Consider the following 20,165-nt stretch of genomic DNA (forward strand, 5'->3'; position numbering starts at 1 on the left):
GTATACTATAAGAAGTCCCTTAAACTAAAGGGAAGCGTAGCATTAAAGGAAAAAGGAGGTTTTCGCCATGCCGATTGTCACCGTTCAAATGCTTGAAGGAAGAACAGACGAGCAGAAAAGAGCTCTTGTGGAGAAAGTCACTGATGCCGTTGTAGAAACAACAGGCGCAGGTGCAGAAAAAGTCTCTGTTATTATTGAAGAAATGAAAAAAGAACACTATGCCGTAGCAGGAAAGCGAATGAGCGATCTGTAAGCATATAAAAAGGACAAACACTCAATGTGTTTGTCCTTTTGTCTGCATTCTTATCTGTACCACGCTTTATTACGGTTCACTTGATTTTTATGAGCCGCATCGAAGAAATCGACTGTGTAAGAATAATCATAATTCATTAGGCAGACAATGCCGCTTCCTTGAGGGTCGTGCGGTAAGCCAAAGTTATGACCGTATTCATGCGTAGCCGCTTTTGCAGTGTTCGCTGTTCCTTGATCAAGGTTAACGGCGAATGCACTTCCGCTTGGTGCACTATTGTAAACATAAGCGATTCCGCCAGCATCAAAGTTTGGATTTGCTGTAAATCCAGTGACAAAGTCATATCCTCTGCCATCAAAGCTGCGCGCAAGGTTAGACAAAATTTGCTCTGCATTTGAACCCGAAGACGTCCATGATCCTACTGCTTGTACGACAAAGTCCACATCATGATCACGGTTAAACGTGACATCTGCTTGCTCGATGATGCTGACAATCCGTGTTTGCCAGTCACTATATTTCGCACGATACTGCGCATCAGCGACAGCATAAACAGTGACCTTCTGACTGCCTGTGCTTGCCTTTGTTGAAATTGAATCTCCTGTATTGGCCTTAAAGGTTCTTGAGCCTACCTGCTTACCAGACTCATCTAATACCTTTGTTGTCACATCTCGTTCAATTGGAGGTGCTGTCTTCAAATCTTTAAAATCCTTTGCTTTTGGCAACCCCTCACTAATATGGGTTTCGAACGGCGCATGACCATGATCATGCCCATGACCTGCACTCGCTACTGGTGCTGAAGCTGAACTTACCCCCGGTAACAAACTACCTACCAATAAAAATGACAAAAAGACTGAACGCTTTTTCATTCCTATCCCTCCTTTGTTTTTCACAAGGTTATATATTCACTGAAAATTCACCATTTTCCTTCTATTCAGTCAAAAACAGGGAATTAGATGCACAGGAAGAAAGTCGAATTACGTCATTTTCACTAATTTTTCGGATATTTTGACACACATTTCATCGAAAAATAGCGCTTTTGGTCTGGGTCATTTACTTAGTAAACACTCATGTTTTTAAGAAATAATATCATGGACCTAATGTCACATCTGAAAGAACCAAAAAATGATATTAGAAAAGATAAAGTCACACTTTACTGATACCAATTATACTTCTCTGCGGTTCTGCCTTATGATGAAGAACATAAAACATTGCTACCTCAAAAACGGAAGGGACGATCGGCATGTCTGGAAAAAAGCACATACAATTTGGATTAATGTTACATGGCCCAGGGGGTCACATGAATGCATGGAAGGATAAATCGGTGCCAGCAGATGCAAGTGTTAACATTGATTATTATCAAGAGATGACCAAAAAAGCGGAATCAGCGGGTTTCCGTTTTGTCTTTGTGGCAGATGGCTTATATATTCATGAACATTCGATTCCTCATTTCTTAAACCGATTTGAACCATTAACCATCTTATCTGCACTTGCCACAGTCACGAAACAGATTGGACTTGTGGGTACTGTATCCACTTCATACAGTGAGCCCTTTACCATTGCCAGGCAATTTGCTTCCTTGGACAAATTAAGTAAAGGCCGGGCAGGCTGGAATGTTGTGACTTCCCCATTAGAGGGCTCTGCTGAAAATCACATCATCCGTTCGCACCCAAGCCACTCACTTCGATATGAAATTGCAGAAGAGTATTTACATGTAGTGAACGGGCTTTGGAGCTCATGGGAAGAAGATGCTTTTGTAAGAGATCGATCAACAGGTGTCTTCTTCGACCGAGATAAATTGCACACCTTAAACCATCATGGCAAACACTTTTCTGTCAAAGGTCCTTTAAATATTGAGCGCTCTGAACAAGGGCAGCCCGTTATTTTCCAAGCAGGCGCTTCAGAGGCAGGAAAAGATCTAGCCGCAAAAGAAGCAGACGCTGTATTTACAAATGCCGATTCACTTGAAAAGGCAAAAGCCTATTACCGCAACGTGAAAAATAGAGCAGCAGCGCTTGGAAGAAAACCATCCGAGATCAAAATATTCCCTGGCATCCACCCGATTACAGGGAGAACGGTCGAAGAAGCAGAAGAAAAATATGAAGCCATTAAACATCTAGTCTCTATTGAAGAAGCTCTGCATTATCTCGGCCGATTCTTTGACCATTTGGACTTCAGTCAATTCCCGCTTGATGAACCTTTTCCGGATATAGGTGACGCTGGGTCAAACAGCTTCCAATCCACAACAGAGTCCATTAAGAAAATGGCCAAAGATCAAAACCTGACCTTAAGAGAAGTCGCTTTACAAGTGACCACACCAAAAAGTGCCTTTTTCGGCACTTACGAACAAGTAGCTGACAAATTAATTCAATGGATCGAAGAGGACGCCGCAGATGGATTTATTTTTGGCGCTCCAATTTTAGCAAGCGGTTTATCCGAATGGACGGAGCACGTCATTCCGATATTAGTCGAAAGAGGATATTACGACCCAAATTATCCAGCTCATACCCTTCGCGAAAACTTAGGTCTGCCGATGAAGAAGAATCAGTTTCTGAAACAAACAGTAAAATAAATTTAAAAGAGGGGCTAGCATAAAGGCTAACCCCTCTTTTTATGACGGTTGGTGCTGATGCAATCGACTTTCAATGAGATCAATAAACTGGAGCACAGCTCTTCCAGGCGTATCATTTGTTTTCCTCAATAGACCAACTGGCGGGGAAACTTGAATGCCCTTTATTTCTAATACCTTCGTACCCGGGAGTGTAAAAGAATGAGCCGTTCGTGTAAACAGAGATACTCCTAAGCCCGCCTGAACATAGTGTTTATGGGACATGCTGCTAGTAATCTCTAATTTCTTGTAATTTGTCCCAATGACATCAACGATTTGTTGTTCAATTTGGATACGGATGGGGCAATTGTGAGGTGTGAATAGTATAGTCTCATTTTCTAAATCAGTTACCTCTACGACATCTTTTTCCGCCAATCGATGGGAGGACGGAACCAGCAGAACAATATCATCTTGAAAAAGCGGCTTATAGCTATTTTCCATCGAAGCTTCTGGTGCACCGCAAATCGCAAAATCAATCTCATCATGCGAAAGCAAGGAACTCAGGGTATTCGCATCTGCTACTTGTACCGAAAATTCTACATTCGGAAACCTTTCCTTGAATTCTGCAAGGAGCGCCGGGAATTCTAAACTGGCAGTAGGCTCAGAAACACCGATGCGAATGAATCCCGCAATGCCCACTTCTAAATCTTGAAGCGTTTTCGTCAGTTTCTCATATTCATTGAGTAAAGAATTGGCTCTTTCATAAAAAAGCTGTCCTGAAGCTGTTAACTTTAAGGTCTTCCCTCTCTCTAGAAGCTTCTCTCCAATTTCCTCTTCTAAATGTTTGATGTGCAAGGTAATGGTTGGCTGAGAATAATTCAGTGCTTCTGCTGCTTTTAAAAAATTCCCATATTTCACAATGGTAGCAAAGGTGCGGATCGCACGAATCTCCATAAAACCCCTCTTTTCTCTATATTTTAAATAACTGAATCGTGTATTTATGATTACTAATTATACTTTTCAATTGGTTTGCCTTATTATAATTTATATTATCAACTATTCCAAGTTGTTTAGAAGGAATTATGTGAAATGGAGGAGACGAATTGACGAAAGTAACGATTATAGCAGGCGGACATTCCGTCCAATCTCGATTAACCGGTGTTTTGCATCATGTTCAGCAGCATTTAACGATCAATGGAATCAATGTACATATCATTCAAGTTCACCAGCTGCCTAGCAGCGCACTAATACGTGCGGACTTTTCAAACGAAGAGGTTGTCAAGGCCATTGAACTTGTGAATGAGAGTGACGGTGTCATTGTGTTAACGCCTGTCTACAAAGCGTCATTTTCTGGTATTTTAAAAACGTTTTTAGATTTACTTCCACAGAAAGCGTTACAAGGAAAACCCGTCCTTCCGTTTGTTTTAGGAGGAACCTACGGCCACCTGCTCGTCATTGAATATGCTCTTAAACCGATTATTCATCAACTTGGTGCAACGGTTGTGCAATCTGGCGTGTATGTCGTGGATCAACAGGTCACAAAGCAGGAGTCAGGTGATTACTTACTTGATTCAGATGCCACAAACAGGTTAAACCTCGCATTATCTCAATATCAAAGTCTGATAGGAGGAACAGCCAATGTCGTTCACCCTTAGTATTCTTGATCAAAGCCTTGTCGGTGAAAACGAGAACGCAGAGACGGGCATTCAGCATACTGTCAGATTGGCTGAAGCAGCGGATCAGCTTGGCTATCACAGGTTTTGGGTGTCTGAACATCACAATAACCCTCAAGTAGCAGGTTCTTCCCCTGAAGCTCTTGCCGGCTACCTCTTAGCAAAAACAAACAACATACGAATTGGGTCTGGCGGTGTCATGCTTCAGCATTACAGCCCGTTTAAAGTGGCTGAAACATTTCACGTCCTCGCATCATTAGCGCCTGGAAGAGTCGATTTAGGTGTTGGGAAAGCGCCTGGAGGACTGAACCTATCGACACAAGCTCTTCAGGAAGATTATCAGGCGTCACGGAAGGATTTTTCTCAAAAATTAGTGGATCTCAAAACTTATCTGACAGAACACACAAATGAATTGAATGCTCAGCCCATCCCTCGTTTATCACCTGACATGTTCCTTTTAGGGGGAAGTATAGAGAGCGCTGAATTTGCAGCAAAACTTGGTATCTCCTTTGTCTTTGCCTTCTTTATTAATGGAGATGAAGCCTTATTAAAAGAAGCAAGAGAGACCTTTCAAACATATCAGAAAGCGGGCTCCCGCCAGCAATTCCTTCTTGCTATCACCGTTTCTGTAGCCGATGATCCCGAACAAGCACTCTCACATATCAAACAAAAGGAAACAGTAAAGGTCTCCTTTTCTGATGGAAGAAAACTGAATGTCACATCGTTAGAGGATGCAGAAAAACTGGTGAAAGAAACGGAGAAGGAACAGTACAACATTCACGTACAAAAAACCGGTTATACCGCTGGCACAAAAGAAACCGTTCATCACAGGCTGACTGAGCTAGCCAAGTCATACGATATCAATGAATTCATCGTGCTGTCGCCGATCGTAAATATTGATGAAAGGATCACGTCTATCACTTTATTAAAAGAAGCACTTGATCAAGAACAAACAAATCAAAAACCAATCAATCAAGAGGTGAACGTCTAATGTCAAACAATCAAAAAATCATATTATGGAGCAAAAATGGATGCAGTTATTGCAAGGACATTCAATCCTACTTCAACGATCAGCAGATCCCTTTTTCAACGATTGATGTCACAGAACATGATGATTACAGAAACATTTTAGAAGCAAAATACGGTGTCCGCTATGTGCCTGTAGTTGAGATCAGTCATGATCCCCACGTGTATCAAGCATTGCTGAATCCAGATATCGAGACTTTAAAAAAAGCATTAATCTGACATTACATTTTGAATGGAGGTTTGTCATGAGTCGAGATATTTTTCGCATCGCTACCGAAGAAGATGCGCCAGCTTTTTTAGAATTGCTGTCCAGTGCATTTAAACCGCTTGGGGAAATGGGCATCGATTGGCCATCCTCGAACGCCACACTTGAAATGGTCACAGAAAACATTACAAAGTCCGCTGCCGTTGTATTAGAACGAGACGGACGGCTCATATCCACCATCACCATACGTTTTCCTTGGGAGAGCACTGAGCCGGTCTCAGGCTATCCATTTGTCTGGTGGTTTGCGACAGCTCCTGATTTAGCCGGTCAAGGGATTGGAAATAAGCTGCTCGATTATGTAGAAAACACCTTGCTCCGGCAGACATATAAAGCGCCTGCTTATACACTAGGCACTTCTGGCCGGAAACACCCTTGGCTTTTAGAGATGTACGAACGAAAAGGATATACAAAATATATTGAACGCGAGGCTGAAAATGGAGATTTAGGTGTTTTGATGTATAAAGTGCTTATCCCTGAACGCTTTGATCCAGCCATTCTAGGGGCACCACCCGCAGAAGAAAAAGTCGAAACGACTTCTACATAGGAGGTGATTCAACGTGGGTGAGTTTTTCAAATGGGAGTATGTGGTCACACTTTTTCCTAAAGTATTATCAGCCCTTCCAACGACCTTGCTGATTGTTTTATTTGCCACTTTGATTGGCAGCTTTCTTGGATTCATCCTTGCTTATTTTCGAATTGAGCGCATTCCTGTTCTGCATCAACTCAGTGCAGTCTATGTCTCATTTATTCGCGGAACGCCTATCCTGGTTCAAATGTTTATTGTCTTTTATGGTCTGCCAGGTGTGCTCGCAGCAATTGGCCTTGATATCTCCATGTGGAACAAATTGATCTTTCTTTATATTACATATGGACTCAATACAGCTGCCTACTTTTCAGAAATATTCCGATCAGCCTTATCAAGTGTCCCAGCATCTCAATATGAAGCGGCTGCCTCAATTGGGCTGACGAAATGGCAGATTTATAGAAGAACGCTCATTCCTCAAGCAGGAAGAATTGCGCTCCCGAATATCGGCGTGGCCATTGTGAACTTATTACAAAACACCTCCCTCGCCTTTACACTAGGCGTGATGGATATTATAGGAAAGGTCCAAACATTAGGGGCTTTATACTATCGCGTATTAGAAGGATACTTTATTGCTGCCGTCATTTTTATTATGTTAAGTATGCTGCTGGAAAAAGCGTTTGATCTATTGGAAAAACGGATCAATACACCGAAAACGAGAAAACAGCGTCAGACGACATTCGTTTCCTTAAAAAGACCTGAAACGGCCTTCACTGTCGAAAAGCGTGCGAAGTAAAACGAGGAGGATTTCACATGAAAAATAACAAACGATTCAAAAAACATTACATCATCGGTCTGCTTACACTTGGTTCATTGCTGCTTGCTGCCTGCGGAAATACAGAACAATCGAATGAAGTCAAAGCAGAAGCAGCGAATAATGATCCAGATGCGAAAGAAATCATCGTTGGCACAGGGAACGCTTATCAGCCTTTTGTTTACTTAGATGAAAACGGTCAACTAACAGGCTATGAGAAGGCTGTATTAGATGAAGTGGATCAGCTGCTTCCACAATATAAGTTTAAATATGAATCCTTCGAATTTAAAAATATTCTGCCCGCTTTAGATGCTGGTAAAGTAGATCTCGCTGCCCATCAATATGAAATCAATGATGAGCGCCAGAAGAAATATCTATTTGGAAAAGTTGGCTACACAGATTATACAAGCTATGTGGTTGTTGATAAAGCATCCGGTCATGATTTTCAAAGCCTTGACGATTTGGCTGGACACAAAGTGCACACCTCTACAGGAAGTAATTTCGCTTATCTTCTAGAGCAATATAACAAAAAGCATGATCGGAAAATTGACATTGTCTACGGAGATGGCGGGAATGAAATTCTCGTCAAAAACCTTCAAAATGGCACAGTCGATGCGGCATTGCTCACAAAGTATGACGTCAACAAATTAAACAAACAATTCAATGCCAATCTAGTCACCTCTGGAAAGCCTGTAAACGTATCTAAAACATATTATCTATATCAAAAAAACAATACAAAACTTCAAAAAGACATTGATCAAGCATTACAAAAACTGATCGATAACGGCAAGCTCGCTGAATTGTCTAAGAAAATATTGGGCGGAGACTTTACTACATCATAAGAAAGGAGCGATCTGAGTGGATTTTGATGTTGCCTTTATGCTGCAGGCCTTTTTAGCCGCACTTCATTATTTGCCAACGACGCTGTTATTAGGCTTTCTCCCGTTATTATTTGGCTCAGTCTTTGGATTTGGTATTGCCCTTATCCGTTTTTATCAGGTGCCTGTATTGTCTCCATTGTTCAAATGGTTTGTGGCTATTTTTAAAGCAATTCCTGTTGTCCTCATTCTGCTCGTATCTTATCTTCTTTTTTCTGATTCGCTGGATCGTTTGGCTGCATCTTTTTCTCTTCAGATTCGTTTCAGTGATTTGGACAGACGATGGATTGCCATTTTCGCCCTTACTTTATATGCCGTAAGCGGGTTATCTGAAATATTTCGAAGCTCTCTTGCATCTATTCCAAAGGGGCAATTCGATGCTGCTCTATCCGTTGGTTTTACCAGTAAACAGATCTTACGAAGGGTCATTATACCGCAAGTCTTTCCCATCGCCCTTCCACTTTTGAACAACATGCTGATCAGTTTAATCAAAGCCTCTTCTCTCGTCTCAATGGTGTCTGTGGTCGATATTTTAAACGGAGCTTTAATCAAAGCCAATGTGAACTATCGTTATCTTGAAGCCTACATCGCCGTTGCTCTGATTTACTGGGCACTGTGTGCCTCTATCGAAGCCATTACAGCCTTATACGAGAAATATGGACACAAAAACAAAAGGAGACGATTGGCATGATTGACATCAAACAGGTGCATAAAGCGTTCGGTAAAAACCAGATTCTGAGAGGAATTGATTTAACGGTAGAAAGAGGCGAAGTGGTCGTCATTTTAGGTCCGAGCGGTTCTGGGAAATCAACCTTTCTGCGATGCTTGAATTTTCTTGAGCGTGCGGATCAAGGAGAAATCAGCATTGATCACACGACCGTCAAGTTCAATCAAGCAAGGCCCAAAGACATTCTCGCACTTCGCAGAAAAACCGCTATGGTCTTTCAGCAATACGATCTATTTCTTCATAAAACAGCAATTGAAAACGTCATGGAAGGTTTAGTCATTGCCCGTAAACAACCGAAAGATCAAGCCTATGACACAGCTCTCCAATTACTCACAAAGGTCGGACTACTGGAGAAAAAGGATGCCTATCCGCATCAATTATCTGGCGGTCAGCAGCAGCGCGTCGGCATTGCACGGGCACTGGCTTTAAATCCAGAAGTCATTTTGTTCGACGAACCGACCTCTGCATTAGATCCAGAACTTGTAGGAGAAACGCTTGATGTCATTAAACAGGTAGCACAAACCGGTGTCACCATGATCATCGTCACCCACGAGATGAGCTTTGCCTATGATATTGCCGACAGGGTCATTTTCATGGAGGATGGGGTCATCGTCGAATCAGGTACGCCGGAAGAAGTCTTTGAACAGACGAAAGAAGAACGTACAAAACAATTTTTAGCGAGATTCTCTTATCACCATTCATAAAATACAAGTCGATCCATGCGGTCGGCTTGTTTCTGCGCAAAATAAAAACCAGTCTGTTCTAGCCATGAGCCATCACACACTGGTTCTTCTCATTAGTTCAATTCCTTCAACTGATCAATATAAGCAAGGGCCGCCTCAAATTCTTCGTCCGTATAGCGCTGCTTGCTTTTAATGGTGAAGACCTTTTCCTTCACCTCATCTTCTGGCAGGTTATCAAAATATAAAATCGTTGAGACAAGCTCTAGGAAACGGGATGATTGCTCGTTCATCTGCTGCGTCAGCGCTTTGAGGTCAGGCATGTCCACTTCACACTGATCGAGAAACTCTTTCCCATTGTCCGTCAGCGAATAGCGATATTGATAGTATCCGCCCTTTTTTTCCTTCATTTCGTCCAAGAATCCAAGGTTGCACAGCTCTTCAATTCTGAGCGTCAACTCCTCTGAATAGGGGCCATAAAAATGAAAATCGTATTTCTCGTAAAAAGGCAAATCTAGCTTTTTTGCTATGTAAATCATCTTTTGCAGCTTCTTCCGACCAACGATTTCCCCTGATTCAGAGAATACCTTCATCAACTTTGCATGCTCTTTCAACAAATTCCCGACATCTCCTTTTTCAGTACTTCCTTATCCCAAACCAAGCAGCTTCATGATCGCCTTCTTTTCTTCAGCTTTTTCCGACATATCTACAATTAAGTCCATCGGGAAATAAAGTTTATGATCGGTTCTTCGTTTACCGGAAATGGCGTCAACAATATCTGACTGTCTCGACAGTTCTTTAATATGACCGCTTTGCGTCAAAAGGTGGATCGGCAGCCTCTCTTCTTCCTCCCCTGGTCTGTAGAAGTCATAGGGCAAGTCAGAGGAAGAGTCGACCACTAAATAATAGTCAGGATCAATTCCTGCCTCCTTGAACAAGGCGGTCAGCTTGAAATATTTCGTCATTTCTTCATTTGGATTAAACTCTGTATATTGGAACAATCGGCGGTTCATAAAACGGCGGCACAAATCAGCCAGCACGTGATCTTCTTCATCTTCCCACGCCTGAAAATAAAATAAGACAATGGATTCATCCAGCTTAATATAGTCCTCTGTGGTGACATTCCCCTCAAAGATTGAATAAAAGTGAACGGGGGCATGTGTGAAAATATAACCCGTTTCATGCAGCTCTTTTGCACGGTGAAGAATTTTCGTTAAAATGACTTCCGCACTGCGTGTCACTGGGTGGAAATAGACTTGCCAGTACATTTGATAGCGGCTCATAATATAATCTTCAACCGCATGCATCCCGCTCTGCTTCATCACAATCTGATCTTCTCTCGGGCGCATCACACGTAAAATACGTTCCATATCAAAGTGGCCGTAGCTGACGCCTGTATAGTAAGCATCACGCTGCAAATAGTCCATTCGGTCGGCATCAATTTGACTTGAGATCAAACTGACCACCTGCTTGTTTTGATACGTTTTGGCAATGACTTCAGCCACATGCTTCGGGAAATCATCACTCACCCGGCGGAGCACTTCATTGACTTCCGTCTGCCCTAAAATAATATCTCTTGTAAACGATTCATGGTCTAAGTGGAAGACCTTTTCAAAGGAATGAGAAAATGGACCATGTCCGAGGTCATGAAGCAAGGCTGCACTAAGTACAAGCTCGCGCTCCCCTTCATCCCATTCAGGCCGCCCTTTAAACACATCATCCACAATTCGTCTCACAATCTCGTATACACCGAGTGAATGATTGAATCGGCTGTGTTCTGCACCATGAAACGTCAAATAAGTAGTTCCTAGCTGTTTAATTCGTCTCAGGCGCTGAAACTCTCTTGTTCCTATTAAATCCCATATTAATGCATCCCTTACGTGAACATAACGGTGTACAGGATCTTTAAATACCTTTTCCTCAGATAATTTCCCTTTTGGATACGCCATCGTTTCGTCCCTCTTTTTTTAAGACGTGTTTCTATTATATCGGGTAACTTTTCCCGAAAACATCCTTGAATTTGCTGGTGAATGTGTTCTCAAAGATTGCACGGACGTAAAAAGCCCGACCTGACAGGGACGGACCTCTTTTTAGGTCGACTGAACACATTCAGTGACATTTATTTGACTTTTTTTTGAACCTTTTCAAGTAATTCATCTTCTGTTGGTGCGGATAATGGGCGATTGTTCACAAACGCAAAAGCCTTTTTTCGTCCTGGACCACAATAGGATTGACAGCCGATCTCAATTTTTGCATCAGGGTCAACCGATTTGAGTCGAGGCAATAACGTCTTTAGGTTCGTCGCATCACAATCGTCACATACGCGAAACTCATTAGCCATGGTCTTACGCTTCCTTTCAATGATGATACTTCATTCTTCTATATGAAACAGTTGGACAGCCAATCGTGAATAATATACCACCCAACATTGTACATCGAAGCGGCTGGACTTGCAAGACGCTTTGCCGCACCAATCCCGTGCTTACATAAAAGCTAGTATTTTCCACTATCCTTTTAGCAAACTTGTATAAACCTTCTTGAACTTGGCTAATCTAATACCATCAAATCTTATGGGGGTTTAAACACATGTCAAAACAAAGACAAGATGCTTGGTCAGAGGAAAATGATCTCCTCCTGGCAGAAACCGTCTTACGTCACGTCAGAGAGGGCAGCACGCAGCTAAATGCGTTTGAAGAAGTTGGAGACAAGCTGAACCGCACCTCAGCGGCATGCGGATTTAGATGGAACGCTGTCGTCAGACATCAATATGAAAAAGCGTTGGCACTTGCCAAAAAACAGCGAAAACAACGGATGCGCGCTCTTGGCAATGGCCAGCCAGCGAAAAAACGATTACTTTATCAGCCGCAAGTAGAAGAAACGGTTACTCAAGAGGAATTCTCACAGGAATTGGAGCCAGCAAAGGAAGAAACATTTGCACCAGCAGCTGAAACGGCTGAACAGCTTCAGTTTGTGGATCAAAGCTACAATGAAGAGTTAGCTAGTTTATCACATTTATTGTCACAGGCTGCTCCTGCCCCAAATACCGCAGAGAAAAAGCCGGAAGCAAATCCCTTTAGGCAGCATCAAGAATTAACCATCGACGATATCATTGATTTCTTACGCCGTTATGAAGGCGATGGTCAGCAATCCACTGCCTTACGTATGGAAAACAGCCGCTTAAAACGAGAAAACAATGAGCTTTCTCATAAAGTCTCGCAGCTAGAAGCTGAAGTGAAGAAGCTTGAAAAGGATCAGCTCACGATTCAAGAAGATTATGAAACACTCGTCAAAATCATGAACCGTGCAAGAAAACTAGTTTTATTTGAAGAGGACGATAGTGCCGCACCAACCTTTAAAATGGACCGGAACGGCAACCTCGAAAAAATGGCAGAATAACAAAAAGTGCTCCCCGCCTCGGGAAGCACTTTTTAAATGCCCAAAAATAGCATCACACTAAAAAGGACATTGATCAAAAACACAAACATAAAAATATACCTGACCTGCCTTACTTGAAAATCACCAAACATAAAAATATAAAGACCTGCAATGCCAAGTGTCAGGACAGGCTGAAGAAATGGCACTAAAAGCGAAATGCCGTAGCCGGCTCCCATGATGACAGGAAGCCATAATAAATAGAGGTAACCGCCGTTTTTGGACTTCAAGAAACCACTCCCTCTCTTTCTTCTATCTGCTTGATTTCAGGCTGAACAAACTTGAGTCCGGCCATTGTGCGGCCGCGTTTTTGTGATGTCCAGACTGCAATCGCCGGCTGATCTGTGAGAGATTCTGTGTCAATGGTGATCAGCACTTTCTCATGTAATTCAATTGAAGCTTCAGACTCGATTTTGCACCCAGATACACTAATATCATGTATGTTCACCGGCACCTTCTCTTCTAACCGGCCCTCATAGGACAGCGTGCCTGTCACGCTTTGCAACGGTCTTCTCACCCATTTGCGCCGCAAGGCCCTTGGTACTTTTTCCGTTTCTCTTATAAAGCGGAGAAATGTCCGAACAGCATAGGATTTTTTCTCACGATCCGTTATCGATACATGCTCTCGTGTGAATAAGAAACGGATCAATGATAGGTACTCTGATTTTTCTGTATCAGTAAAAGCAACACCAACCATCAGCTTGTCTCCATCTGGATGGCTCCAAACCACATCACACGCCACACTTTGATCCTCTGAAAAAAACAATTGCATTTGTCCTTGATTAAAAGAAGAAGCTTGATCCAATGGAATGGATAGACGCGCACCTGAATCACTCATGTCTAGTAGAAAACAAGCAATCGATTCATCTTGACGATCAGAACAGAGATGCCCCTCTTTTTCTATGGCAAACCGCTCTGATTTTCGATAACGCGGACGATCAAACGCCACAATCAGTGCCATGAATAGACCTGCACCGTTATAAAGCACCCAAAAAATATTAATCAACGTGAGATCAGCATTCATCGTCCCATTTACCTTCATATCGTATCCTATTTTCACAAGGACAAGCAATGAGAGCAGCAAGAAGATCAAATGAGGAATCATCGTTTTCAAATGAAAATGTCTCTTGTCCGTTTGAATTCCCTTCGGCGTGACAAGGAATTCAACCCTCTTCTTCAAAAACAGCTCACTTAAAGCTACACCAGCCAAGTGGAATGCCATAGAGCTTTCGTAAATATGACTCCAAAACATACTTCTTTTTTGATTCGACACCAGTTTAAACGCTAAATACGAACTAAAGAACGCCGGCAGCCAAAACATGAAAATGGACTGGAAATCGGCCCAGAAACTTTGAATACCAAACAATAAAAACAATATTGGTGTAAGAATGTAAATCATTTTAAACAAACCGTTAAACCAATACACAATGCCATCTAAATAAAGAACTCGCTGCATAAGCGTTAAGCCGCGAACCTTCAATGGATTAAACTTACGGGCGCACTGAATGTTCCCTCTCGACCACCGGTCTCTCTGCTTTAACAAATCAAGCCAGCTTTCAGGTGCCAGACCGACGGCTAATACTTCTCCGACAGACACAGATTTGAACTTCCCTTGGAGAAGCATTCCGGTCGCCATGTCTTCTGTAATCACTCCAGTAGCAAATCCGCCAATTTCCTCTAAGGCCGTTCTTCTAAATACAGTATTACTCCCGACATACATCACCGCATTGAACCGATCCTTACCAGCTTGGAGGGTTTGCATGAAGAAGTCCTGTTCATTTGGAATTCGATCCTTCGAGAACATATTATATTGGAAAGGGTCTTCGTTATAAAACGCCTGTGGAACTTGAACAAACGCAGTCGCTCCATCATGAAAGTAAGGCACTGTCTTTTCTAAAAAGGCAGGAAGGGGGACCATATCAGCATCAAGTGTGAGAATCAGTTCCCCATTCGTTTGAGACATCGCATGGTTTAAATTACCCGCCTTAGCAAACTTGTTATCTGTTCTTGTCAGATAATGAACGCCAAACTCAGATGCAAGCTGCTCCACAGACTCCCTCTTGCCATCATCACATAAATAAATGTGGACGCTGCCTTTTGGATAAGACAGATTCAAACAGCCTGCAACAGTGCGTTTCAGCACTTCAATCGGTTCATTATATGTAGCTATGAAAATATCAACTGTTGGCAGTCTGTCAAGATCACTGATCGTGACTTGTTTCCGATTTGAAGGCTTCCAAACAAGTGTATAAAACACAAGCAGCTGTAAAAATCCAATGCATTCACAGGCAACAAGCAAGATGCCCATTATTATATTAAATGTACCTTCATGCGGCAGTGTAAAAAAGAGACGCCAGCAAATATAGGAGGATTTGTTAACACACAGAGCACAATGATGATTTTTTTAACAGTAGAGGCAAGCGGCTGAATACGATACATCACATACAACACAGACAAAACACAAAGCATAAACAGCGGGTAATACGTGGTGAATATTGACAACAAATTTACCTTCTTTCTTACGCCATAAATGACTATCACATATAAAATTCCATAACAAAGGAGGGGATTTTTTCATCACATTGCCCCTCCAAATCTATTCAAGTAACCAAATCAATATATTATTTCCACAATGTATCTAACTGATTTGAATAAAAATCAATCACTTTTCGATAACTTAAAATAGCAGGATCTTTTGTCGTTTCAGTTAAACAGTTCAGTAATATTTCCATCGCTTTGCTATGTTCCTTTAAATTATACAAAGTATGGCATAGAACGTTTGAATGGCTTTGTTGTCCGGATAAGTTTCCATCCCTTTTAGGAATATCTGTTTTGACTTTTCATATTCTCCTAAAGTTCTGTATGTACTTCCTAACCCTAGTAAAGCGTCTTCTAGTTCTTCTGAAGACAATCCTAACTCAATGGCCCTTTCATAAAAAAGACAGCCTGCCTTTCCTCTCCTAACAAGTCATAACTTCAGGCACATTGATAATGAATAGAGGCATCGTCTGGATACTCTTCTGCAAGATGAGACAGCATTTCCTTTGATTCTTGAAGATGTCCACTTTTTCGAAGTTCAATGGCTTTTTCAAGCTTTGTTTCCATCACTTCACCTCTACTCTTTTCAAGATAAAAAGACTGATATTTACGAAAACACCTTTTCATTCCGTTCAATCATCCGCGTCATGTTTTTCTCAAATTCCAGCTGTTCTTCTGCGTTCAGGCCCGAGGCTGTCAGCTGATCACTAAGCTTTTGAAGCTCCTCTAGTAATAAACGCATAAGAAGTGTACAATCAATCGATTCACCGATTAATTCTGATAAGGATGCCATCGTATCCGGCTGTATATCAGGAAATACTGCCTTCACTTCTTGCCGTTTATCCTTTAAGGCGGCGTCATAAAAACGGCGGATCAAGTCGGCACGTTCACGCCCGCTTCCATCTGCACACAAATAAATTTGCACAGCGACCCCACCGCGTAATCTACGCTGAGAAATGCCTGCAAATTTCTTTCCATTGATACTTAAATCGTAGCTGCCTGGACAATAAGAGCCGACTATTTCATAGGCTTCAATGTCCACATCATACATCGACAGCATCCGGCGGATCAATTCCACCATCGCATCATACCCGCGGTCAATATCAATGCCCTTCTTTTGTTCCGCAAAAATTAAAGACACATTCAGTACACCTTCATCTAGCACCACAGCAAGACCCCCTGAGTTGCGCACAATCACACGATATCCCTCTTCCTCAAGCAGCTTTACGCCATCTTGGAGAAATGGAAGTCTTGTATCCTGAATCCCAAGCACAATCGTATTGTGATGCACCCAAGAACGGGCTGTCGCTGGTGAGAGGCCCTTCCCCACCGACGCGCAAAGCGTATCATCCATCGCAAAAGATTGCTTCGGGTCCACATAGAGACCAAGACTCGACTGATCGATGATTCGCCATTTTGGCTGTGTCAGTAACTCAATAGGTTCATTTTTCATCTCCTGCATATCCTCTCGTTCATAAACTGTGTTTATTATACCATGGGATGAATGGGGGAGAATGCAAAAAAGCTCCATAACATTTGGCGTCACAGATCGTTTCAGTTGGATGATTTGGTTTTCTTGTTCTTGCTTTTCATGTTGAAATATACAGAGAAAACTAAAACGATGGGTATCACAACTACGAGACAAACAGTGATCCATGTATTCCAAGGCAATGTGATCATCTCCTTTACTGGATTACGCTTCTATGTTACAGCCCTCACTCACCCATTTCAGAAAGTTGTCGGTCAGGAGCTCTGCATGCTGAGGGTCCATTACACCAGCATCCACGATCCATACCTTTTTCTCCTCTTCAGCCAGCCGCATGAGAAATACTTGCCCGCCGCCATCGTCGCCAATCGCCACATAGCCGCTTGCATATTGTCGAGCCTCCCATGTTGCATTGCGTTCCGCAATGTCCTCCGTACCGTATAGAAGCACCTCACCGCCAACGGAACATCCATTTGTCTGTTTCAGCAGTTCCTTATAAACATGGGGCAGCAGCATGTTTAGCTGGGATTCTGCCTCTTTGATCTGTATGTCACTTGCTGGTTTATTCACGTGCAGATGTGGGATTTGAGGTAAATTGAGCATTTTAAGAGCCTCCTCTATTTTAAGTTGCTGATTTTTTCATCACCCTTTTATACAAACGAAGGAGCATTTTTAAAAGAAAATAGAAAATGACCACGTCAAGTATAAAACCCCACACTAGAAATTCAAAAGTATGATGTCCGTGCAGAACTAGTCAATCAATAGGGAAACCGCGATAATCAGCATCTGAGTAAGAAACTCCTCTCAGCAAAGCTGTTCCTATAACAATCAGAACACTGACACTTAATAGCCAGTTGGATGTTTTTTTGCTTTTGTTTTGTTCATGTTCCATAGGCATTCCTTTCTCTGTTTTGCTGCCCGATACAAGACTTGATTCCAGTACTACAGACAACCGTCCTATCTATGACAGCATTTCTTTAAGCAAACTCTCTGCTTTATGTAATTCATCTAGAAAGGGGTTTAGATAGTCATTATAACTATCCAAATAAGCTCTCACCCCGCCAATGATCAAAATTTTTTGGAGATCTTCATTGTTCTGAATGATCCTTTGTGCATTTTTATATCTTTTGTATATTAATTGGAGAACACCTTGATGGATTTCTTGTGGATATTCTTTTTCTAAGATGTTGATGACGGTTTGGATTTGTTTTATTAGTTCTTGTTTTTTGTCCATAAAACTCTCCTATTTCAATTTTTTTAAGTGGCTGAATTTTAGGACATAGGTAAATGTGATATCTAAGTTATTATTACTTGGATATATTAAAGACCCTTTCTTGAAAAGGGTCTTATGCGTTTTTCGTTACTCTTTTTCTAAAGATCCATTAATATAACCATTAACTGATTGAATGAGGCCGACGTCTCCTTTAATTGTTGCTGTGACCTCCCCTGTAATAGTAATTTCAATTAAATCTTGGTCATTTTTATTTATTTCAATGTTCCCTCTATATGTATCTGAAAATGTTTTTATTTCTAAAGAATGGATATCAAAAATGTCTACCTCAAGAGAAATCGAATTGTAACCTAATTGATCCCATTTTTTTGGAGGATTTTCCGCATAATACGGCATATCAAAATGCAAAGTCACTTTTCTACCTTCCTCTTTAATATGGATACCTTCAATTCGTATATTTTCTAAGTTGGGAACCTCTTTGTATAGACTTTTTAAAAAGAAGTTTTCCTCTAATTTTTCAAACCACATAATATCACCTCTAATTATTTTTTAAATGGATAATGCTCTTTAGTCCCTGGGACTTTTCCTGTTCTAGGATTATCAAAGGGTCGTACATTGAAGTGGGGCCCTTGTCCACCTTTTTTATGACCTGCACTATGATCTTGTATAATAATTTTTTGACCCTTGTTATTAGTATATAGATACTCTTTAGTCCAAATAATTTTACCATAGTCGTCTTTTATTACACGCCCACCTTCATGAGGAGCGGTTCGCATCTCTACACGCCGAATTGATTCAGGATGTTGAGATCTTAAAATGCCAGCATCCTTTTTGGCTTCATTAAGAGCACCATGTCTGCTAGGAAGTTTCACTATGCTCTTAGAGCCTTTACCAGCCTTTGGAACCTTCTTAGCTACTTTCTCCCCTTTAATAATCTTAAAAACATATTTCCCCACTTTAACAATGTTGGTGCTTGGAACCATGTACACCCCTGATACCAAACGATCCATATCCGCGACTTTATCACCTGTTATCGGATCTCTTCCTGTAATAACCCGAATCGCGTCGTTTATTCCTGTAAATTCAACCGCTGTATTTAAGATATTTTGGGGTTGATCGCCTGTTTTTACATCAGACATCGGTTTAACGCTCTCAATCGTTACTTTGTTTTTTTCTGATATTCGTAACCGATACAGCATTCCGTCTCGCATGACATCAACCGTTTTGGCATGTTCGAAGTTGATCTCTTTGTACTCATTTATGTTGTATACTTTTCCATTTAAGGTCAAGGTGGTTTGATTGATTTTACTAGACGGCGTTTCCCGAACAACCGTCTCCACATTCGCGTGTTGTTTCTCTTTCAGTTTCTTCAGCATGATCATCATTGGATTGTCTTTTGGGTTGTCTATTTTATCCTTCAATCCACTGATGGTGCTGCTTACTTTTTCTTCTTTTTCATCTTTGAAAATAGATCCCTTTTGATAGCTCGTGATGTCGATTTTTGGGCCGGTGAACATGGGACTTAAGGTATCGATGTATTGCTTCATTGTTTGAAGGGAGCTTTTGGTTTCATGTAAAGCACTTGTCTGCTCCCGGTCAAATGCATGAAGCAGACCAATGGTTCTTGAGGTCTCGAGCCATGCCTTTTGATAGTTTTGCTGAAAAGCTGATTCATCTACATTTGGTAAATGAACAATATGACCAACTCTGCCAATGGCGTGGTTTACCTCTGATACGATTTCAGAAATTGTTCGTTCAGCTTTTTTTAAGCCTTGATCAAGATCATGTTCGATAAATGCTTGTGAGATAAATCCGTGCTCATTTGATTCTAATGCGTGAAGAGCCTGCTTTGTGTTTTTTAATGCAGCGCTATATTCCTCAATGACGACCTGAAAGAATTGCAGGAAGGGAATATGGCATTCTGTATAAAAGGCGCGGATGGCTTGTCCCGCCTCTCCCTTTAGTGCGCCATCGAGTGAGATGATGTGATTGATTTGTTTTTCTAGGGAGCTGATTTGCTGCGACTGCTGCTTTAACGCATTCAGCGTTTGATCTATTCCGTTTATTTGCGCAAAGGCGTCAAGGGTTTTCATTGCG

Annotated in this window: 24 protein-coding genes and 1 pseudogene; 11 read left to right on the forward strand and 14 right to left on the reverse strand. The window is 41.6% G+C overall.

Features of this window, described 5'->3' with window-relative positions:
- Positions 1–67 precede the first annotated feature (67 nt).
- Positions 68–253, forward strand: a complete 186-nt coding sequence (locus AAYR28_RS17195) for a 2-hydroxymuconate tautomerase (RefSeq protein WP_003214939.1) — start codon at positions 68–70, stop codon at positions 251–253.
- Positions 254–303: 50 nt separating this feature from the next.
- Here AAYR28_RS17195 and AAYR28_RS17200 read toward each other — a convergent pair whose 3' ends face one another.
- Positions 304–1,116, reverse strand: a complete 813-nt coding sequence (locus tag AAYR28_RS17200; protein WP_025093861.1) for a zinc-dependent metalloprotease — start codon at positions 1,114–1,116, stop codon at positions 304–306.
- Positions 1,117–1,490: 374 nt separating this feature from the next.
- On the opposite strand from AAYR28_RS17200, the gene AAYR28_RS17205 reads away from it, so the two are divergent.
- Positions 1,491–2,819 (forward strand): LLM class flavin-dependent oxidoreductase, encoded by a 1,329-nt coding sequence (locus AAYR28_RS17205; RefSeq protein WP_345808888.1) that lies wholly within the window; start codon positions 1,491–1,493, stop codon positions 2,817–2,819.
- Between the two features lie 39 nt (positions 2,820–2,858).
- Here the strand turns inward: AAYR28_RS17205 and AAYR28_RS17210 are convergent, their stop codons facing one another.
- Positions 2,859–3,749, reverse strand: a complete 891-nt coding sequence (locus tag AAYR28_RS17210) for a LysR family transcriptional regulator (RefSeq protein ID WP_025093859.1) — start codon at positions 3,747–3,749, stop codon at positions 2,859–2,861.
- A 149-nt stretch (positions 3,750–3,898) separates the two neighbouring features.
- On the opposite strand from AAYR28_RS17210, the gene ssuE reads away from it, so the two are divergent.
- Genes ssuE through AAYR28_RS17250 form a run of 8 tightly spaced genes read left to right on the forward strand, consistent with a single transcriptional unit; the run spans position 3,899 to position 9,405 of the window.
- Complete coding sequence (ssuE, locus tag AAYR28_RS17215; RefSeq protein ID WP_120207886.1) at positions 3,899–4,450, forward strand: NADPH-dependent FMN reductase; 552 nt, start codon at positions 3,899–3,901, stop codon at positions 4,448–4,450.
- On the forward strand, positions 4,434–5,459 hold the full coding sequence (locus AAYR28_RS17220; RefSeq protein ID WP_120207887.1) for an LLM class flavin-dependent oxidoreductase: 1,026 nt from the start codon (positions 4,434–4,436) through the stop codon (positions 5,457–5,459). Before ssuE ends, AAYR28_RS17220 begins: the two co-directional genes overlap by 17 nt.
- Positions 5,459–5,713, forward strand: coding sequence for a glutaredoxin family protein (locus AAYR28_RS17225; protein ID WP_025093857.1), 255 nt, complete (start codon positions 5,459–5,461; stop codon positions 5,711–5,713). The genes AAYR28_RS17220 and AAYR28_RS17225 overlap by 1 nt, the downstream gene beginning before the upstream one ends.
- A 26-nt stretch (positions 5,714–5,739) precedes the next feature.
- Positions 5,740–6,303 carry a GNAT family N-acetyltransferase gene (locus tag AAYR28_RS17230; protein WP_120207889.1) on the forward strand — a complete coding sequence of 188 codons (564 nt, stop codon included), beginning with the start codon at positions 5,740–5,742 and terminating at the stop codon, positions 6,301–6,303.
- 13 nt (positions 6,304–6,316) lie between these two features.
- Complete coding sequence (locus tag AAYR28_RS17235; RefSeq protein ID WP_024426374.1) at positions 6,317–7,078, forward strand: amino acid ABC transporter permease; 762 nt, start codon at positions 6,317–6,319, stop codon at positions 7,076–7,078.
- Between the two features lie 17 nt (positions 7,079–7,095).
- Positions 7,096–7,938 (forward strand): transporter substrate-binding domain-containing protein, encoded by an 843-nt coding sequence (locus tag AAYR28_RS17240; RefSeq protein WP_024426375.1) that lies wholly within the window; start codon positions 7,096–7,098, stop codon positions 7,936–7,938.
- A gap of 16 nt (positions 7,939–7,954) precedes the next feature.
- A complete protein-coding gene (locus AAYR28_RS17245) occupies positions 7,955–8,665 on the forward strand; it encodes an ABC transporter permease subunit (protein ID WP_120207891.1) in 711 nt (236 codons plus the stop codon).
- On the forward strand, positions 8,662–9,405 hold the full coding sequence (locus tag AAYR28_RS17250) for an amino acid ABC transporter ATP-binding protein (protein WP_048237688.1): 744 nt from the start codon (positions 8,662–8,664) through the stop codon (positions 9,403–9,405). Before AAYR28_RS17245 ends, AAYR28_RS17250 begins: the two co-directional genes overlap by 4 nt.
- 92 nt (positions 9,406–9,497) lie before the next feature.
- Here the strand turns inward: AAYR28_RS17250 and AAYR28_RS17255 are convergent, their stop codons facing one another.
- From AAYR28_RS17255 to AAYR28_RS17265, 3 genes are all read right to left on the reverse strand, one after another.
- A complete protein-coding gene (locus tag AAYR28_RS17255) occupies positions 9,498–9,998 on the reverse strand; it encodes a YwgA family protein (protein ID WP_024426378.1) in 501 nt (166 codons plus the stop codon).
- A gap of 30 nt (positions 9,999–10,028) precedes the next feature.
- Positions 10,029–11,330: an HD domain-containing protein gene (locus tag AAYR28_RS17260; protein WP_007497716.1), complete on the reverse strand. Its 1,302-nt coding sequence runs from the start codon at positions 11,328–11,330 to the stop codon at positions 10,029–10,031.
- A 170-nt stretch (positions 11,331–11,500) separates the two neighbouring features.
- A complete protein-coding gene (locus tag AAYR28_RS17265; RefSeq protein ID WP_003215259.1) occupies positions 11,501–11,722 on the reverse strand; it encodes a DUF1450 domain-containing protein in 222 nt (73 codons plus the stop codon).
- 245 nt (positions 11,723–11,967) lie between these two features.
- On the opposite strand from AAYR28_RS17265, the gene AAYR28_RS17270 reads away from it, so the two are divergent.
- Positions 11,968–12,777 (forward strand): RsfA family transcriptional regulator, encoded by an 810-nt coding sequence (locus AAYR28_RS17270; RefSeq protein ID WP_024423774.1) that lies wholly within the window; start codon positions 11,968–11,970, stop codon positions 12,775–12,777.
- A gap of 32 nt (positions 12,778–12,809) precedes the next feature.
- Here AAYR28_RS17270 and AAYR28_RS17275 read toward each other — a convergent pair whose 3' ends face one another.
- From AAYR28_RS17275 to AAYR28_RS17315, 9 genes and pseudogenes are all read right to left on the reverse strand, one after another.
- Positions 12,810–13,043, reverse strand: a complete 234-nt coding sequence (locus tag AAYR28_RS17275) for a DUF5970 family protein (protein ID WP_024426379.1) — start codon at positions 13,041–13,043, stop codon at positions 12,810–12,812.
- A complete protein-coding gene (locus tag AAYR28_RS17280; protein WP_259455913.1) occupies positions 13,040–15,121 on the reverse strand; it encodes a glycosyltransferase in 2,082 nt (693 codons plus the stop codon). The genes AAYR28_RS17275 and AAYR28_RS17280 overlap by 4 nt, the downstream gene beginning before the upstream one ends.
- A 2-nt stretch (positions 15,122–15,123) precedes the next feature.
- The gene (locus AAYR28_RS17285) at positions 15,124–15,315 is read right to left on the reverse strand and encodes a hypothetical protein (RefSeq protein ID WP_259455914.1); all 192 of its coding nucleotides are present in this window, start codon (positions 15,313–15,315) and stop codon (positions 15,124–15,126) included.
- A gap of 119 nt (positions 15,316–15,434) precedes the next feature.
- Positions 15,435–15,918 (reverse strand): annotated as a pseudogene (locus AAYR28_RS17290) (tetratricopeptide repeat protein).
- 40 nt (positions 15,919–15,958) lie between these two features.
- Entirely contained in the window at positions 15,959–16,804 is an 846-nt protein-coding gene (locus AAYR28_RS17295) for a lipoate--protein ligase family protein (protein WP_034281256.1), read from the reverse strand.
- A gap of 240 nt (positions 16,805–17,044) precedes the next feature.
- Complete coding sequence (locus AAYR28_RS17300; protein WP_259455923.1) at positions 17,045–17,458, reverse strand: SMI1/KNR4 family protein; 414 nt, start codon at positions 17,456–17,458, stop codon at positions 17,045–17,047.
- Positions 17,459–17,798: 340 nt separating this feature from the next.
- Positions 17,799–18,071: a hypothetical protein gene (locus tag AAYR28_RS17305; protein WP_120207893.1), complete on the reverse strand. Its 273-nt coding sequence runs from the start codon at positions 18,069–18,071 to the stop codon at positions 17,799–17,801.
- Between the two features lie 126 nt (positions 18,072–18,197).
- The gene (locus tag AAYR28_RS17310) at positions 18,198–18,596 is read right to left on the reverse strand and encodes an Imm50 family immunity protein (RefSeq protein ID WP_061110209.1); all 399 of its coding nucleotides are present in this window, start codon (positions 18,594–18,596) and stop codon (positions 18,198–18,200) included.
- Between the two features lie 14 nt (positions 18,597–18,610).
- Positions 18,611–20,161: a T7SS effector LXG polymorphic toxin gene (locus AAYR28_RS17315; RefSeq protein ID WP_220726136.1), complete on the reverse strand. Its 1,551-nt coding sequence runs from the start codon at positions 20,159–20,161 to the stop codon at positions 18,611–18,613.
- Between the last annotated feature and the right edge of the window lie 4 nt (positions 20,162–20,165).

The sequence above is a fragment of the Bacillus safensis genome, from assembly GCF_039619585.1.
In the GTDB taxonomy this organism is placed as follows: Bacteria; Bacillota; Bacilli; order Bacillales; family Bacillaceae; genus Bacillus; species Bacillus safensis.

Excerpts from the sequence above, each read along its gene's own strand:
- AAYR28_RS17195 (WP_003214939.1), top strand. The coding sequence starts at position 68 with ATGCCGATTGTCACCGTTCAAATGCTTGAAGGAAGAACAGACGAGCAG.
- AAYR28_RS17200 (WP_025093861.1), bottom strand. The coding sequence starts at position 1,116 with ATGAAAAAGCGTTCAGTCTTTTTGTCATTTTTATTGGTAGGTAGTTTG.
- AAYR28_RS17205 (WP_345808888.1), top strand. The coding sequence starts at position 1,491 with ATGTCTGGAAAAAAGCACATACAATTTGGATTAATGTTACATGGCCCA.
- AAYR28_RS17210 (WP_025093859.1), bottom strand. The coding sequence starts at position 3,749 with ATGGAGATTCGTGCGATCCGCACCTTTGCTACCATTGTGAAATATGGG.
- AAYR28_RS17220 (WP_120207887.1), top strand. The coding sequence starts at position 4,434 with ATGTCGTTCACCCTTAGTATTCTTGATCAAAGCCTTGTCGGTGAAAAC.
- AAYR28_RS17225 (WP_025093857.1), top strand. The coding sequence starts at position 5,459 with ATGTCAAACAATCAAAAAATCATATTATGGAGCAAAAATGGATGCAGT.
- AAYR28_RS17230 (WP_120207889.1), top strand. The coding sequence starts at position 5,740 with ATGAGTCGAGATATTTTTCGCATCGCTACCGAAGAAGATGCGCCAGCT.
- AAYR28_RS17240 (WP_024426375.1), top strand. The coding sequence starts at position 7,096 with ATGAAAAATAACAAACGATTCAAAAAACATTACATCATCGGTCTGCTT.
- AAYR28_RS17250 (WP_048237688.1), top strand. The coding sequence starts at position 8,662 with ATGATTGACATCAAACAGGTGCATAAAGCGTTCGGTAAAAACCAGATT.
- AAYR28_RS17260 (WP_007497716.1), bottom strand. The coding sequence starts at position 11,330 with ATGGCGTATCCAAAAGGGAAATTATCTGAGGAAAAGGTATTTAAAGAT.
- AAYR28_RS17265 (WP_003215259.1), bottom strand. The coding sequence starts at position 11,722 with ATGGCTAATGAGTTTCGCGTATGTGACGATTGTGATGCGACGAACCTA.
- AAYR28_RS17270 (WP_024423774.1), top strand. The coding sequence starts at position 11,968 with ATGTCAAAACAAAGACAAGATGCTTGGTCAGAGGAAAATGATCTCCTC.
- AAYR28_RS17280 (WP_259455913.1), bottom strand. The coding sequence starts at position 15,121 with ATGGGCATCTTGCTTGTTGCCTGTGAATGCATTGGATTTTTACAGCTG.
- AAYR28_RS17295 (WP_034281256.1), bottom strand. The coding sequence starts at position 16,804 with ATGAAAAATGAACCTATTGAGTTACTGACACAGCCAAAATGGCGAATC.
- AAYR28_RS17305 (WP_120207893.1), bottom strand. The coding sequence starts at position 18,071 with ATGGACAAAAAACAAGAACTAATAAAACAAATCCAAACCGTCATCAAC.
- AAYR28_RS17310 (WP_061110209.1), bottom strand. The coding sequence starts at position 18,596 with ATGTGGTTTGAAAAATTAGAGGAAAACTTCTTTTTAAAAAGTCTATAC.
- AAYR28_RS17315 (WP_220726136.1), bottom strand. The coding sequence starts at position 20,161 with ATGAAAACCCTTGACGCCTTTGCGCAAATAAACGGAATAGATCAAACG.